Source organism: uncultured Vibrio sp. (assembly GCF_947488985.1).
In the GTDB taxonomy this organism is placed as follows: domain Bacteria; phylum Pseudomonadota; class Gammaproteobacteria; order Enterobacterales; family Vibrionaceae; genus Vibrio.
Genome location: NZ_CANLBV010000011.1, coordinates 55,799 through 71,136, shown reverse-complemented (window position 1 = coordinate 71,136; position 15,338 = coordinate 55,799). Strand labels below are relative to the sequence as shown.

Sequence of the window (15,338 nt, the reverse complement as noted above, 5' to 3'; positions counted from 1 at the left end):
AATCAAGCGAATGGGATATGGGTATCGAGATACAGACTACTTCTTCTTGAAGATAAAAGCGGCTTTCCCCGGAAAGCCGCGATGAACCAATAAAAAGCCCACTCGAAAGTGGGCCTTGAATTCGCTTATTAGCTGCTATTTCTTTGCGGTAGAGCAATAAGTTGGTTTTTTATGTGCTACATGGTCTTTCTGTATTACAGAATGAAGCGGCTGAGATCTTCGTCTTCAACGAACTCACCCAGCTTCGCGGTGACGTAGGCTTGATCAATCACTAGCTTGCTGCCAGCTTTGTCGGTTGCTTCGAATGAAATCTCATCCATTAGGCGCTCCATTACCGTGTGAAGACGACGAGCACCGATGTTCTCAGTGGTTTCGTTGACACGCCATGCTGCGTCCGCAATCTGGTTGATGCCATCTTCAGTGAACTCAATGCTAACATCTTCTGTTTTCATTAGGGCAATGTATTGCTCTGTTAGAGACGCTTTTGGTTCTGTCAGGATGCGTTTAAAGTCATGTGCTGATAGTGCTTCAAGTTCTACGCGGATTGGCAGACGACCTTGTAGTTCAGGGATCAAGTCTGATGGCTTAGCCACTTGGAATGCGCCTGATGTGATGAACAATATGTGGTCAGTTTTAACCATACCGTGCTTGGTTGATACTGTGCTGCCTTCGATAAGAGGCAGTAGGTCACGCTGAACACCTTCACGAGATACGTCTGGGCCTGAGCTGTCGCCACGCTTACAGATTTTGTCGATCTCATCGATGAATACGATGCCGTTGTTTTCAGCGTTGAAGATCGCATTCTCTTTTAGCTCTTCTTGATTCACAAGCTTCGAAGCTTCTTCTTCCGTCAGTGCTTTGAATGCATCTTTGATTTTCATCTTGCGCTTTTTCTTGGTGTCGCCCGCCAGGTTTTGGAACATGCCTTGCAGCTGGTTAGTCATCTCTTCCATGCCTGGAGGCGACATGATTTCAACGCCCATTTGTGGCGCAGCTACATCAACTTCGATCTCTTTGTCGTCGAGCTTACCTTCACGCAGTTTCTTACGGAAAATCTGACGAGTATTTGAAGAGGTGGTGTCTTCCTTTGATGGCTCGTTCTGACCCCAGGCATCGCGTGCTGGTGGTAGAAGGGCATCAAGAATGCGTTCTTCAGCTTGCTCTTCTGCACGGTATTGAACTTTTTCCATCGCTTGCTGATGCGTCATCTTGATGGCTACGTCCGTTAGGTCACGGATGATGGTTTCAACCTCTTTACCCACATAGCCCACTTCGGTGAACTTGGTCGCTTCTACCTTGATGAAAGGCGCGTTTGCTAGTTTCGCGAGACGGCGAGCAATTTCAGTTTTACCGACCCCCGTTGGGCCAATCATCAGGATGTTTTTTGGTGAAACTTCAACACGTAGGCTTTCTTCAAGCTGCATACGACGCCAGCGGTTACGCAGTGCAATAGCAACTGAACGCTTAGCGTTATCTTGGCCGATAATGTGGCGATTGAGTTCGTGAACAATCTCGCGAGGAGTCATTTCAGACATGGTTTTTCCTTAATTCTTTTAATCACGGTTGAATACAGCACGATGAGTGGTGGCGTTTGTTATTCTGGCTTAGGCAGCTCAACGGTGCTCTCTAGTTCTTCAACTGTGTGGTGATGATTGGTGAATACACAAATGTCGCCAGCAATATTGAGCGACTTTTCTGCGATGTCACGTGCATCTAAATCTGTGTTTTCTAATAGCGCGATGGCTGCGGCTTGTGCATAGTTGCCGCCCGAGCCGATAGCAATCAGGTCGTTTTCTGGCTGAACCACATCACCGTTACCTGTGATGATCAATGAAGCGGTTTCATCCGCTACTGCCAGCAGGGCTTCTAATTTACGTAACGCACGATCGCTGCGCCAATCTTTGGCCAGTTCAACAGCCGCTTTAGTGAGATGACCTTGGTGCATTTGCAGCTTGCTTTCAAATTTTTCGAATAGCGTGAAAGCATCAGCCGTACCGCCAGCAAAACCGGCCAGTACTTTGTTGTTGTATAGGCGACGTACTTTACGGGCGTTGCCCTTCATTACTGTATTGCCCAGAGATACTTGTCCATCACCCGCGATGACGACTTTATTATTACGACGTACAGATACAATGGTAGTCACGAGTCGACCTCTTTTGATTATTATTTATGGTTACTACTTATATGTGGCTCCACTATCATGAATTCAAGTGCCACTTTTAATGGTATGTCATATCAAAAAAACCAAATGTTACCAGTTGTTTCAAATGTCCGTTAACTGTTGAGGCTATGCGTGGTAAGGGTTTGTGGGTTAATGCTTTGTGATAAATATAAAAAAAGATAAAACAAATTTCTAACGTGAAATGGTTAACACTTTTTGTTTGATTTATAAGGAATGATGTTCACTAATCAATGGTATTCACAGCATAAGGAGTAGTGTGATGAATAGTGACAATATCAGTTTTTTTAATCGAGATATGGATCTGGATGAGCTGTCTATACTGCATCATCTGATGTATCAGGAGGCGGGTGAGTGTTCAACAGAGCATCTAAAAAACTCGGTTAACGTTTTTCTTAAACGTCCATTTCCTAACGTTTTAGCACATTTGGATTTTTTTGGTTACATCGAGATAAATAAGGGGCAGGTCTACCTGACTGACTTTGGGCTTGAGTACTACGAACAAGTGCCTCAGTTTCGTTAAAACGCACTTTTTTGATTTACATGCTGGTATTGCTTGAACGCTTTCAAACAACAATAGGGGGAACCCTCTTCCCCTTATTGTTATCGAGTTGATTAAGCCCCGTCTTTCCAAATCGCACAAGGCTCTATTTTTGCTCGCTGCAATTTGTGGCGATCGCGTTCTGCATCACGCTTTAGCTTATAGGGGCCTAGAACCACACGATACCAGCTGCTGCCTTCTTTCTTACGAACCTCACTCGAGATCCCTTGGAATGCGATATCCAACTTACGTGACTCGGCCTGTGCTGAGGTTTTGTAAGCCCCACACTGCATGATGTAAGGGATCTTTGATACTTGTTGTTCTTTGGCCTTGACCTCAATTTCTCGGCTTGGCAGTGTCTCAACGTAGTCCCACTTCTCCTCTGGAGGTGGCGGGATCACTTTGGTTGGTTTTGGCTTAGGTTTTGGTTTGCTCACCACAGGCGCTGGTGGCTCGGGATCGTTACTCAGTAAGTAAAGTCCGTAACCAAAACCGCTGAGCAGAAAGATCGCTAAAAGACCACTGCGCCAAGGTTTGCGACGAGGGGCTTGTTTTTTGGTTGGTTTTTTCGTGCCACGACCACGCTTTACATAATCTCTATTAGCCACAAGACAATTCAATAGTTGCTGATTCTGTCCTCATGGTAATCCAGATTGCGTGAGGATAATAGTGCAGAAATGTAAGCGGCACATCAAAATGTGCCGCAGGTTTATACCGTTATTTCTGAGAGTTATATTCGAGGTGGTGCGGTACTGCCGCGGACAACGAGCTTCGCTTCTAGTAGGCGAGATCCGGCTTGTACTTCGTTACCTTTGAGTAGGTCAAGCATCATTAGCATCGCTTGGCGTCCAATCTCATAGCGAGGCTGAGAAATCGTGGTGAGCGGCGGATCGCAGTACTGAGCAAATTGGATATCATCAAAACCCACGATCGAGAGGTCTTGAGGAACGCGTAATCCCAATTTTTTCGCTTCTCGAATCGCACCAATGGCCATTGCATCATTGTGACAGAAAATCGCGGTCGGCTGTTCTGGCAAGGCGAGCAGTTGACGCACGGCCTGTGCTCCAGATTCAAAGGTAAAGTTGCCTGTCGTGCTGTAGACCGGGTTCATGGATACCCCAGCACGACGTAGTGCTTGTTGGTAGCCTTGCTGGCGGAACTTACACAGCGTTGCTGATACTGGTCCTGATATTTGCGCGATACGTTTATGGCCTAACTGAGCGAGATAGTTCACCGCTTCAAATGCGGAGGTCAGGTTATCAATGTGTACCGTTGGCAGTTCAAGCTCAGGCGCAAACTCACACGCCATCACCATTGGCGGTAAATTTTTTTGCTCTGATTTACTGACGTCAAAAGGGTGGTCAGTGCCCAGCAGCAGCATACCATCAGCTTGCTTAGTAAAGACCAAGTTGACAAATGACGACTCGCGTTTCTTTTGTTGACCGCTGTCACCCAGTAGCACAAGGTAGTCATTTTCGACCGCAGCATCTTCGATGCCACGAATGATCTCAGCAAAATAGGGATCACAGATATCAGGAACGATAGTGATGATGGTTTTTGATTCGTTGCGACGTAAGTTTCTAGCTAATGTATTGGGTGAGTATCCAGCTTCTAATACAGCAGCTTCTACCCGCTTACGGGTGGAAACCGAGACTTTCTCAGGGTTCATCAACGCACGTGATACGGTTGCGGTTGAGACGCCTGCTAGCTGGGCAACATCCTTCATTGTCGCCATAAATTAAACCCTCTTTTTTAATTCCTTTGCCGCCTATGTGTTTAAGGCGTGAATGATAGTTGTGACTTAAATAGATATCATGAAAGTGTTGATGGCACTTTTTTTATCACAATATTTTATTCGTTTCATCGTGGTAAAGTTACGGCTAGATTAACAAAAATTACATGGCTAGTGTGAAGTTGCTCACGATAAATATGAATTAATTGTGAACAAATTTATCCTAGCTTTTAGCTTGGCCGAGTTTAGCTCATATCTTGCGGTTCAATATCGAGCGACCAACGCACTTTTTTTGCGGCGGGTAACATGTTAATTGCTGGCTTGGCACTCATTAATAGCTTCTGCATTATTGAGCGTGTTTGAGTCTGCAGTATCAATTGCCAGCGAGATTTACCGGCTCGCTTTGCCAGTGGTGCAGGGGTTGGCCCGAGTACCATGCAATATTGGTCAAATAGCGGGTGCGCTTCTAGTGTGTGACGAACTTGACGTAAAAACTCTTCGACTAATCGAGTGTCATTGGCTTCCGCTCTAAACAGCGTTATAAAGGTATAAGGTGGCAGCATTGCTTGTTTACGTTCTGCTAATGCTGTTTGTGCGAAGTGGTTATAGTCTTTGTGAAGTAACGCTTGCAACAACCCGTGTTCTGGGTGATGGGTTTGTAAGATCACTTCGCCGGGTTTGCTGGCGCGACCTGCACGACCTGCCACTTGAATGAACAGTTGAGCTAAACGTTCAGAGGCTCGGAAGTCGCTGCTGTATAAAGAGCCATCGACATCCAACAACGCCACAAGTGTCACATCCGGAAAGTGATGCCCCTTAGCCAGCATTTGGGTACCGATAAGGATTTGGTATTCACCTTTACGAATCGATTCGAGTGCGCTCTCTAGGCTGCCTTTGCGGCGGGTGCTGTCACGGTCAATACGAATGGTTTTGTATTCAGGAAATAGCTGACCAAGTTGAGCTTCTAACTGTTCTGTACCGACGCCAACCGTGACTAAGTTCGCCGAACCACAGCCTTGGCAATGGTGCACGATATGCTGCTGGGAACCACAATGGTGGCAGCGCATCTCATTGCTGTATTGGTGATAGGTGTAGTAAGCATCGCAGCGTTTACATTCGGCAGTCCAACCACAGTCGTGACACATCAACGCTGGAGAGAATCCACGTCGATTAAGGAATAACATCACTTGATTGCCCCCTTTGAGGTGTCTTTGCATCTCTGCAATCAAAGAGGCTGACAGACCGCTCTCCAGATATTCGCCTTTTACATCCAACACCTTGTTGGTGGTTGGCAGTGCGACACCTGCACGCGCGGTAAGGGTAAGGTGACTGTATTTACCTATTTGAGCGTTGTGCAGCGTTTCAAAGGCTGGCGTTGCCGAGCCCAACACAACCGGGATCTGCGCTTTATGGGCGCGCATGATCGCCACATCACGCGCGTGGTAGCGTAGGCTATCTTGTTGTTTATAAGACGCATCATGCTCTTCGTCGACAATGATGATGCCCAAGTCAGCAAACGGCGTGAATAGCGCCGAGCGCGTACCAATCACAATGCCCGCGATTTTATCGCGCGCCGATAACCAAGCATTCAATCGCTCAGAATCGTTTAAGCCCGAGTGGATCACCTCAACAGGTACATTAAAACGACGCTTAAAGCGGTTAATCGTTTGAGGAGTTAGGCCTATCTCTGGCACTAACACTAACGCTTGTTTACCTTGGTCGAGGAGCGGCTTGATCATATTCAGGTAGACCTCTGTCTTACCTGAACCCGTGACGCCTTCTAATAGAAAGCAACCAAAGTCGGTTTGGCTATTTACCGTGGCAATGGCGATCGCTTGCTCTTCGTTGAGCTTAGGTTTGTCTTGGCCGTTTTCAATGTCAACCGGCCAAGGCTGACGCTTCGGTTTTTTCTCAACCGATTCAATCCAGCCTTTCTCTTCGAGCGTTTTGAGGACAGCACTGCCCACCTCTTCATCTATGAACGCTTGGTGAGCAACCGGACCGTACTCTAGCATGTGCATCACTTTGGCTTGCTTGACTGCGCGGCCAAAGCCCTGCATCAGTTGGTCTTTGCCTGATGGCGTCAGTTGCCACTCAACCAGTGTCGCGAAGTCGGCGGCTTTGCCTTTTCTTAAGGCGCTCGGTAGCGCGTTAGCAAAGGTTTCACCAAGTGGATATTGATAAAATTGGCTGCACCACATTAATAGTGAATAGACGGACTCCGGCCAAACCGGCTGATGGTCTAATAAGGTTTTAATCGGTTTGAGCTTGTCTAGTTCGAATTCTGATTCGTTGACCAATGCGGTGACAATACCGGTTAAGGTTTGGCGTCCAAAGGGCACAGAGACTCGTCCACCAATAATCGGAAATAGGTGGCTAGGGATCTTGTAATCGAACTGCTTGTCGAGTGGGACAGGCAGTGCCACACGGGCAATCATTGGTCGCATAAAGGGGCGGCTTTATCTGAATTGAAGAGAGCGCACAGTCTAAAGGATACCGGCGTTAAATTCGAGGAGCAGTTTAGATGAGAGCGGGAAGAGCGGGCTGAAGGCATGACTTGCGAGAAAATGGCTGTCGATACAATAATTAACGATGCTATTGGCGAAAAATGTATCAAATCAGTTGATCCTGCCTCACAGATTCATTACTATACTGCGCCTTAAAGGTATGGCTTGATCGCTCTTGAGTGATGCAGCGGTATCTTTATTTCTTTTTAAACTACGTGTGGTGTGCGGCTTAGAATCGTATAGCGACACGGCCTACTTTGAGGTTATCCCATGAAAGCTGGAATCCACCCAGAATACAAAGCAGTTACTGCTACTTGTTCTTGCGGCAACACATTTGAGTTCAACTCAACGCTAGCAAAAGAATCAATTCACCTAGACGTATGTGACAAATGTCACCCGTTCTACACTGGTAAGCAACGTATCGTAGATACAGGCGGCCGTGTTGATCGCTTCAACAAGCGTTTCGGTGCTCTTTCTAGCAAGAAGTAATTCTCGCTATTTAGACATAAAAAGGACACTTCGGTGTCCTTTTTTGTTGCCTGCAATTCACGGCGGCTGATGAATTGCCTTTTTGTTATTGGTTTTGTTTATGGAAATATCCCGCTTGAGCAGATGGTTGCCGCTTTCCCTCAGTACTCCTCGCTATATATCCGCTTAGCCGCTTAATAAGTAAGAGTAATTTCAACTGGTTACTGGTCTTATTAGTAGTGAAATCTCGTTTTTTGATGAGACAGAGGCTTTAACTACCTAGGAACTTTGAAGTACATCCATTAACATGAGGAAGATCCTCCAAATAATAATATCCTAGGAATCTACACCTATGTCTCAAGACAGCCGCCAAGATCAACATTCTCAACCGTTATCACCTCAAGAGCTATTCCGTCAGCAAGCGCTTGATTACCACGAGTTGCCAATTCCAGGCAAAATTGCTATTGAGCTGACCAAGCCTGCAAACTCAGCAGAAGATCTCGCGCTCGCTTACAGCCCCGGGGTGGCTGAGCCTGTTCGTGAAATCGCACAAAATGTTGATAACGTCTATAAATACACAGGTAAAGGCAACATGGTTGCCGTTATCTCTAATGGTACGGCGATCCTTGGCCTAGGTAATCTTGGTCCTATAGCTTCAAAGCCAGTTATGGAAGGCAAAGCGCTGTTGTTTAAGCGTTTTGCCGGTTTAGATTCTATCGATATTGAAGTTAAACACCGCACCATCGATGAGTTCGTTGATACGGTAGCGAACATCGCAGATACATTCGGCGGGATTAACCTAGAAGACATCAAAGCGCCAGACTGTTTTGAGATTGAACGTCGCCTGATTGAACGTTGTGATGTCCCGGTATTCCATGATGACCAACACGGTACTGCGATTGTCACGGCAGCGGGTATGCTGAACGCGATCGAACTTCAAGGTAAGAAACTGGAAGAGTGTAAGATCGTTTGTTTAGGTGCTGGTGCCGCTGCGGTTGCTTGTATGGAGCTATTGATTAAGTGTGGCGCTCAGCGTGAGAAGATCTACATGCTGGATCGTAAAGGCGTGATCCACACGCGTCGTGATGACCTAAACGAATACAAAGAGCTGTTCGCAAACAACACCGACAAGCGCACGCTGGAAGACGTTATCGAAGGCGCAGACCTGTTCTTGGGTGTATCGGGTCCTAACCTACTGCCAGCGGAAGCACTGACGCTGATGGCGGATAAGCCAGTTGTGTTTGCCTGTTCAAACCCAGATCCTGAAATTAAGCCAGAGCTTGCACACGAAGTTCGTTCTGACCTTATTATGGGGACTGGCCGCAGTGATTACCCTAACCAAGTTAACAACGTACTTTGTTTCCCATTCATTTTCCGTGGTGCACTAGACGTGCGTGCGAGCGAAATCAATGATCAGATGAAGCTGGCGGCGGTTAAAGCGATTCGTGAACTAGCGAAAGAAGAAGTGCCTGCTGAGGTACTGGCAGCTGCAGGTGAGACTGCACTGGAGTTTGGTAAAGGTTACATCATTCCTAAGCCAATGGACCCACGCCTACTTCCTCGTGTAGCAAAAGCCGTTGCAGAAGCGGCCGTCGAGTCTGGTGTAGCACGTATCGAGATGCCTGCTAACTATATGCTATAGGGATGTATGGTACAGAGATGTATGGTATACATACTGGATGACATAGTCGTCTGATAGCGTCGTTTCGTTATTGAGATGAAAATAATAATAAAAAAACCGACTCATGAAGTCGGTTTTTTAGTCGAACAGTGACAACATACTCACAGACAACCGAGTGGGTGACGTGAAAAAAGAGTCAGTGGTAGCGAATCAATACTGAAGGCTATGGCTGAATTATTGATGTTCTTCGTCAAACGCTTCGAATTCGATGCCCATCTCTGTCATCAGCTTTTTCACTTCAGCAGGAATATCGTCGGGGCGATCTTTACGAAGGTCTTCATCTGTTGGCAGTGGTTGACCGGTGTACGCATGTAGAAAGGCTTCGCACAGTAGCTCACTGTTTGTTGCATGGCGTAGGTTATTGATCTGGCGGCGAGTACGCTCGTCAGTAAGGACCTTTAATACCTTTAGAGGGATAGAAACTGTAATCTTTTTTACTTGTTCGCTTTTCTTTCCATGCTCAGCATATGGGCTTATGTATTCACCATTCCAGTCGGCCATTGCGTACCTTCATCACTTTAATTGTCAAAATAAATGTATAGAGGGATTTTAGCGGGATTTACTGCCATAAGCAAAGACATATGGACGTCTAGAAGTGTTGACGGCTCACGTTTATGAAAGTAAAGTGAATAACATATATCTAACACAGCCACAGAATGCCAACAAGTCGCTGTGATTCTCAGACGAAAATTTGTAAGGAAGCACCTATGAGCAGCCGGAAGCCAGCAACCATCGCCGTACGTACTGGTATCGAGTCAGACACGCAACATCATGCCGTTGTGCCACCCATTTACCTTTCGACTAACTATGGGTTTCCCGCTTTTGGTGAAGTGCCAAAGTACGACTACACCCGCTCTGGTAACCCAAACCGTGGTTTATTAGAAACCGCACTGTTTGAGCTTGAATCGGGCAAAGGCGCAGTGGTCACCAACTGTGGCACTTCGGCGCTTAACTTATGGGCTTCCGCTTTCTTAGGCGGCGATGATCTTGTTATTGCCCCGCATGATTGCTACGGCGGCACTTACCGTCTGTTTAATACGCGCTCGCAAAAAGGTGACTTCAAAGTTCTGTTTGTTGATCAATCGGATCAATCGGCTTTGGATGCGGCGATCGCGCTTAAGCCAAAGTTGATCTTAATCGAAACCCCATCGAATCCACTGGTGCGAGTGGTTGATATTGCCGAAACTTGTCGTAAAGCAAAAGAGGTCGGTGCTCTGGTTGCTGTCGACAACACATTTTTAACTCCGATATTTCAAAAGCCTTTAGAACTGGGGGCCGATTTTGTGATCCACTCAACCACTAAGTATATCAACGGTCACTCAGATGTGATTGGTGGGGTTGTGGTTACTAAGACAGAGCAGCACGCTGAAGAACTCGCGTGGTGGGGCAACTGCATTGGTGCAACCGGCACACCGTTTGATAGCTATATGACGCTACGTGGCATTCGTACCTTAGGTGCACGGATGCGTGTTCATGAAGAGAGCTCTCGTGAAATTTTGACGGCTCTGCAACAGCAAGAGCTGGTGAGTATTATTTACCATCCGAGCCTACCTGAACACCCAGGTCACGAGATTGCGAAGCAGCAGCAATCAGGCTTTGGCTCAATGTTGAGCTTTGAATTTGCTGGCTCATTCGAAGCGCTGAAATACTTTGTTGGCGAGTTAGCACTGTTTTCGCTAGCAGAATCATTGGGCGGTGTTGAAAGTCTAATTTGTCACCCTGCATCGATGACTCACCGCGCAATGGGTGAAGAAGCGTTGGCGGAAGCAGGCGTTTCACAGCAACTGCTGCGTCTTTCGGTTGGCCTTGAAGATACTGATGATCTGATTGACGACCTCAAGCAAGCCTTTACAAAAACCCAACGCTTTATCGCGAATGGGGAGGGGGCATAATGGCAGCCTTTCGCCAGCTACATAAATTTGGTGGCAGCAGCTTAGCGAATCCTGAGTGTTACCAGCGAGTGGTCAACATTCTTAGGGAGTACTCGTCGGCAACCGACTTGGTCGTAGTGTCGGCGGCAGGCAAAACCACTAACCGCTTGATTGAGTTTGTGGAAGCGCTCGATAAAGATGGTCGTATTGCCCATGAGTGCCTGCAAACACTCCGTCAGTTCCAACTCGAACTGATTGAGGCATTGCTTGACGGTGAAGTCGCTGAGCAACTAACGGCCACCATTCAACAAGAATTTACCGCTTTGGGCGAGCGAACCGCGCCCTTGAGCGAAGCGCAAAAAGCACAAGTATTGGGGCACGGCGAGGTTTGGTCTTCACGCTTGTTAGCTGCTCTGTTGTGCCAGCATGATTTACAAGCTGTTGCTCAAGATGCGCGTGCCTTTTTACGTGCTGAAGTGGGTGCTCAGCCTGAAGTCGACCGCGCACGTTCTTACCCACTGATCAAAGAAGCTCTGGCGCAGCATGCGAATTGCCGTGTGGTGATTACTGGCTTTATGGCTCAAAACTGTGCGGGTGAAACTGTATTGCTCGGTCGTAACGGCTCGGATTACTCGGCCACTGTGATTGGCGCTTTGGCCGAGGTTGAACGTGTGACGATTTGGAGTGACGTGGCGGGCGTTTACAGCGCCGACCCTCGTTTGGTTTCAGATGCATGCTTATTGCCTCTACTGCGCCTTGATGAAGCCAGTGAGCTAGCGCGTTTAGCAGCTCCTGTGCTGCATAGCCGAACACTGCAGCCTGTCGCTCAAAGTGCAATGGATTTGAGCTTGCGTTGCAGCTATCAGCCCGAGGCGGGCTCGACACAGATAGAGCGCGTATTGGCATCGGGGCGCGGTGCAAAAATCATTACCTCTCTGGATGAGGTGCTTATCGTGCAACTGACCTTTGGTCACGGCCATGATTTTGACCGTCTAGAGAGCGAGGTCCTTGAAGGGCTTAAGCGTGCACAATTAGAGCCGCTGGCCTATGAGCCTGAAGCGGATCAACACTGTTTGCGCCTTGCCTACACGGAAGAGATCGCGAGTGGTGCTCTTGGGTACCTGCAAGATCATGCGATTGAAGCTGAGATTAAGCTTAAAGAAGGTTTCTCTTTGGTTGCCGCAGTGGGGGCGGGTGTCACCAAGAATCCGAATCATTGTTATGGCTTTTACCAACAGCTCAAGAGCTTGCCAGTTGAGTTTATCTCAGAAGCGAATTCAGGCTTAAGCTTAGTGGCGGTGATTCGTAAGAGTGAAACCTCAGAATTAGTGAAAGGCATTCACTCTCAGCTATTTCAAGCACAGAAGCGTGTGGCGATTGCCTTATGCGGCAAGGGCAACATTGGTTCAAGCTGGTTGCGTTTGTTTGCTGAGCAAAAAGCGGAGCTTGAAAAGCGCCGTGGAATGAACTTTGAATTGGTAGCGGTGGTTGATAGTCAAACCTATTGGTTCGACGAGCAAGGCATTGCTGCGACGTCGGTGACTAAGCATTTTGATGATGAAGCGATAGCCAACAATGGAAACGACTGGTTAGAGCGTTTAGGCTCTATTCAGGGGTATGATGAAGCCGTGGTACTCGATGTGACTGCGAGCCCAGCCCTTGCTGATAAATACCTGCAGATCGCCCAGCAAGGCATTCATCTGATCTCAGCGAATAAAGTGGCCGGTTCAGCATCCAGTGAGTATTACCATCAAGTACAGGATGCTTTCGCGAAGATCAGCCGTCATTGGTTGTACAACGCAACCGTTGGTGCAGGCTTACCCATCAACCATACGGTACGTGACCTACGTGAAAGCGGCGATGATATCACTGCGCTGTCGGGGATCTTTTCAGGCACGCTATCTTGGCTGTTTCAGCAGTTTGATGGCACTGTTCCGTTCAGTGAGTTGGTTGATCTCGCGTGGCAACAAGGTCTGACAGAGCCCGACCCACGAGCTGATCTTGACGGTTCAGACGTGATGCGTAAGTTAGTGATTCTGGCGCGTGAGTCGGGTTTAGATATTGAACCTGAAAACGTAAAAGTGGAATCGCTTGTCCCAGAGTCTCTGCTTGACCTCTCGGTCGATGACTTTTTTGATAAAGCGTCGCTGCTGAGTGAAGAATTAGCCGAGCGTTTGGAAAAGGCGCAGTCTCAGCAAAAAGTGCTGCGTTATGTTGCGCGTTTAGAGAAAAATGGCAAAGCAACCGTCGGTATCGAGGCGCTATCGAAAGAGCATGCGTTAGCTAACTTACTGCCTTGTGATAACATTTTTGCCATTGAGAGTAAGTGGTATAAAGACAACCCATTGGTCATTCGAGGCCCTGGAGCTGGGCGCGAAGTGACGGCGGGTGCCATTCAATCGGATTTGAACAGAATGTCGAGCCTGTTTTAACGCGTCATTAATATTAGCATTAGCTTACGATCCACTAACGTAAATAAGGCTGAAAGCACAACCTGCCTTTCAGCCATTTTCCCTCCCCCCCGCTTAGCTTATCGACCATTCTAGCGACTTGAACTTTACTCACGATCAACTTGAATATAATTCATAATCAAGCTGTTGACATTAAATCATATTCAATACATTCTGTAGACATATAGACGTCTAAAAGCGTTCAGGGAATTGAGATTGATCAGTGGCTGCTTTTGCCACAGGGAGAGTAAAATGGGATACACACACGCAAGTCATATCGACGCTTTAAATCAGAATATCGCTGAGCTTTCTGACAACATCAATGTGTCATTTGAGTTTTTTCCACCAAGCAGTGAAAAGATGGAAGAGACTCTGTGGAATTCGGTTCACCGCCTAAAAACACTTCAACCAAAGTTTGTATCGGTTACCTACGGGGCAAATTCGGGCGAACGTGATCGTACCCACTCAATTATTAAAGAAATCAAAAACCAAACTGGCTTAGTGGCTGCGCCGCATTTAACCTGTATTGATGCGAGCCGTGAAGAGCTGATTCAAATTGCTGATGACTACTGGGCCAATGGCATTGAAAGCATTGTAGCGCTGCGTGGTGATATTCCGGCTGGTGGCGGTGCGCCAGATATGTATGCCTCCGATCTGGTTGAATTGCTGAAATCTCGCCATGACTTTGATATCTCAGTGGCGGCATTTCCTGAGGTTCACCCTGAAGCCAAAAGCGCTCAATCTGATCTAATTAATCTAAAGCGTAAAGTGGATGCGGGTGCCAATCGTGCCATTACTCAGTTCTTTTTTGATGTAGAAAGCTACTTACGTTTTCGTGACCGTTGTGTTGCAGCGGGGATTGATGTTGAAATTGTGCCGGGTATCTTACCGGTTTCTAACTTCAAGCAGGCGTCTCGCTTTGCGGCGATGAATAACGTTAAAGTCCCAGGCTGGATGGCGAAGCAATTTGAAGGCTTGGAAGACGATCCAACCACTCGTCAGTTAGTCGGTGCGAGTCAGGCGATTGATATGGTGCGTACCTTGAGCCGTGAAGGTGTTAAGGATTTCCACTTCTACACGCTAAACCGTGCAGAAATGACCTATGCGCTTTGCCACACGCTAGGGGTTCGTCCGCAAGTGGCTGCGGTGTAGTTTCTATGTGAGTAGCCACTTTTCGCTAGCGGTAAATATCAAATCCTAAAGATACTAAAAAGGCTTGGACTCTAAGAGTTCAAGCCTTTTACTTATCTAGCTTCTAGCTTCTAGCTTCTAGCTTCTAGCTTCTAGCTTCTAGCTTCTAGCTTAAGCGATTGCGTCCAGTTCAAGCAGTACTTCTTCAGCCCATATAATCCATGCTTCACGGATCAGCAGGTTACGGCGAAGTGTTAGACGCTCAAGACGAGCTTGCTTGTCGAGTGTTGATGGCGTTGCGTAGTAAGCGGCTTCGATTTCTTTGTAATGAGAAACCAGCTTGCGAGACTCTTCTACCAGTTCAGCAAGTTGTGCGTGGAACGCGTCAGAAGGCTGTATCGCACAAGCCATGAGTTTAGCTGAAAACTCATCACGAACCGTTGGGTGAGCCGTCGGCTGTTCAAACCATGCGCCTAGTGCACTGCGTCCAGCATCGGTGATCGAGTAAACTTTACGGTCCGGCTTGCCTTCTTGAGGTTCGAGTACGCAAGTGACTTGATCGTTCTGAGCCATTTTATTTAGCTCGCGGTAAACTTGTTGGTGGCTAGCTTTCCAGAAGTACCCAATGCTTGCAGAGAATTCTTTTGTTATATCGTAACCGGTAGCATCGCGTGTACTTAAAACGGTTAGAATTACGTGTGGTAATGACATGTCTAAAATCCAAATGGTAAACAATAAATAAATACTTAAACAACAAGTGTGCTTCTAATGGCACGTT

Annotated in this window: 13 protein-coding genes; 6 read left to right on the top strand and 7 right to left on the bottom strand. The window is 47.2% G+C overall.

Annotation, left to right across the window (positions count from 1 at the left end; genetic code table 11):
- Positions 1-194: 194 nt before the first annotated feature.
- A complete protein-coding gene (hslU, locus tag Q1A70_RS04335; RefSeq protein WP_299687223.1) occupies positions 195-1,535 on the bottom strand; it encodes an HslU--HslV peptidase ATPase subunit in 1,341 nt (446 codons plus the stop codon).
- 59 nt (positions 1,536-1,594) lie between these two features.
- On the bottom strand, positions 1,595-2,143 hold the full coding sequence (gene hslV / locus Q1A70_RS04330; RefSeq protein WP_299687224.1) for an ATP-dependent protease subunit HslV: 549 nt from the start codon (positions 2,141-2,143) through the stop codon (positions 1,595-1,597).
- Between the two features lie 298 nt (positions 2,144-2,441).
- Here hslV and Q1A70_RS04325 point away from each other — a divergent pair, with 298 nt between their 5' ends.
- The gene (locus Q1A70_RS04325; protein WP_299687225.1) at positions 2,442-2,702 is read left to right on the top strand and encodes a hypothetical protein; all 261 of its coding nucleotides are present in this window, start codon (positions 2,442-2,444) and stop codon (positions 2,700-2,702) included.
- Between the two features lie 92 nt (positions 2,703-2,794).
- Here Q1A70_RS04325 and Q1A70_RS04320 read toward each other — a convergent pair whose 3' ends face one another.
- The 3 genes from Q1A70_RS04320 to priA form a co-directional block, all read right to left on the bottom strand.
- The gene (locus Q1A70_RS04320) at positions 2,795-3,328 is read right to left on the bottom strand and encodes an SPOR domain-containing protein (protein WP_299687226.1); all 534 of its coding nucleotides are present in this window, start codon (positions 3,326-3,328) and stop codon (positions 2,795-2,797) included.
- A 122-nt stretch (positions 3,329-3,450) separates the two neighbouring features.
- On the bottom strand, positions 3,451-4,455 hold the full coding sequence (cytR, locus tag Q1A70_RS04315; RefSeq protein WP_299687228.1) for a DNA-binding transcriptional regulator CytR: 1,005 nt from the start codon (positions 4,453-4,455) through the stop codon (positions 3,451-3,453).
- A gap of 242 nt (positions 4,456-4,697) precedes the next feature.
- Positions 4,698-6,899, bottom strand: coding sequence for a primosomal protein N' (gene priA, locus Q1A70_RS04310; protein ID WP_299687230.1), 2,202 nt, complete (start codon positions 6,897-6,899; stop codon positions 4,698-4,700).
- Positions 6,900-7,229: 330 nt separating this feature from the next.
- On the opposite strand from priA, the gene rpmE reads away from it, so the two are divergent.
- Both rpmE and Q1A70_RS04300 read left to right on the top strand, forming a co-directional pair.
- The gene (gene rpmE / locus Q1A70_RS04305) at positions 7,230-7,448 is read left to right on the top strand and encodes a 50S ribosomal protein L31 (RefSeq protein WP_004737142.1); all 219 of its coding nucleotides are present in this window, start codon (positions 7,230-7,232) and stop codon (positions 7,446-7,448) included.
- Between the two features lie 331 nt (positions 7,449-7,779).
- Complete coding sequence (locus Q1A70_RS04300) at positions 7,780-9,069, top strand: malic enzyme-like NAD(P)-binding protein (protein ID WP_299687233.1); 1,290 nt, start codon at positions 7,780-7,782, stop codon at positions 9,067-9,069.
- Positions 9,070-9,282: 213 nt separating this feature from the next.
- Here the strand turns inward: Q1A70_RS04300 and metJ are convergent, their stop codons facing one another.
- Complete coding sequence (metJ, locus tag Q1A70_RS04295) at positions 9,283-9,609, bottom strand: met regulon transcriptional regulator MetJ (RefSeq protein ID WP_299687235.1); 327 nt, start codon at positions 9,607-9,609, stop codon at positions 9,283-9,285.
- A gap of 206 nt (positions 9,610-9,815) precedes the next feature.
- Here metJ and Q1A70_RS04290 point away from each other — a divergent pair, with 206 nt between their 5' ends.
- The 3 genes from Q1A70_RS04290 to metF all read left to right on the top strand — a co-directional run bounded on the left by Q1A70_RS04290 (position 9,816) and on the right by metF (position 14,581).
- Complete coding sequence (locus tag Q1A70_RS04290) at positions 9,816-11,000, top strand: O-succinylhomoserine (thiol)-lyase (RefSeq protein ID WP_299687237.1); 1,185 nt, start codon at positions 9,816-9,818, stop codon at positions 10,998-11,000.
- Positions 11,000-13,411: a bifunctional aspartate kinase/homoserine dehydrogenase II gene (locus Q1A70_RS04285; protein WP_299687239.1), complete on the top strand. Its 2,412-nt coding sequence runs from the start codon at positions 11,000-11,002 to the stop codon at positions 13,409-13,411. Before Q1A70_RS04290 ends, Q1A70_RS04285 begins: the two co-directional genes overlap by 1 nt.
- A gap of 270 nt (positions 13,412-13,681) precedes the next feature.
- Entirely contained in the window at positions 13,682-14,581 is a 900-nt protein-coding gene (gene metF / locus Q1A70_RS04280) for a methylenetetrahydrofolate reductase (protein WP_299687241.1), read from the top strand.
- 150 nt (positions 14,582-14,731) lie between these two features.
- Here metF and Q1A70_RS04275 read toward each other — a convergent pair whose 3' ends face one another.
- Positions 14,732-15,271 (bottom strand): PadR family transcriptional regulator, encoded by a 540-nt coding sequence (locus tag Q1A70_RS04275; protein ID WP_299687243.1) that lies wholly within the window; start codon positions 15,269-15,271, stop codon positions 14,732-14,734.
- Positions 15,272-15,338 lie beyond the last annotated feature (67 nt).

What these genes read in the sequence shown, in the direction of transcription:
- priA (WP_299687230.1), bottom strand. Translation starts at nt 6,899, where the DNA reads ATGCGACCAATGATTGCCCGTGTGGCACTGCCTGTCCCACTCGACAAG.
- Q1A70_RS04300 (WP_299687233.1), top strand. Translation starts at nt 7,780, where the DNA reads ATGTCTCAAGACAGCCGCCAAGATCAACATTCTCAACCGTTATCACCT.
- Q1A70_RS04285 (WP_299687239.1), top strand. Translation starts at nt 11,000, where the DNA reads ATGGCAGCCTTTCGCCAGCTACATAAATTTGGTGGCAGCAGCTTAGCG.
- hslU (WP_299687223.1), bottom strand. Translation starts at nt 1,535, where the DNA reads ATGTCTGAAATGACTCCTCGCGAGATTGTTCACGAACTCAATCGCCAC.
- Q1A70_RS04290 (WP_299687237.1), top strand. Translation starts at nt 9,816, where the DNA reads ATGAGCAGCCGGAAGCCAGCAACCATCGCCGTACGTACTGGTATCGAG.
- Q1A70_RS04275 (WP_299687243.1), bottom strand. Translation starts at nt 15,271, where the DNA reads ATGTCATTACCACACGTAATTCTAACCGTTTTAAGTACACGCGATGCT.
- cytR (WP_299687228.1), bottom strand. Translation starts at nt 4,455, where the DNA reads ATGGCGACAATGAAGGATGTTGCCCAGCTAGCAGGCGTCTCAACCGCA.
- metF (WP_299687241.1), top strand. Translation starts at nt 13,682, where the DNA reads ATGGGATACACACACGCAAGTCATATCGACGCTTTAAATCAGAATATC.
- Q1A70_RS04325 (WP_299687225.1), top strand. Translation starts at nt 2,442, where the DNA reads ATGAATAGTGACAATATCAGTTTTTTTAATCGAGATATGGATCTGGAT.
- rpmE (WP_004737142.1), top strand. Translation starts at nt 7,230, where the DNA reads ATGAAAGCTGGAATCCACCCAGAATACAAAGCAGTTACTGCTACTTGT.
- metJ (WP_299687235.1), bottom strand. Translation starts at nt 9,609, where the DNA reads ATGGCCGACTGGAATGGTGAATACATAAGCCCATATGCTGAGCATGGA.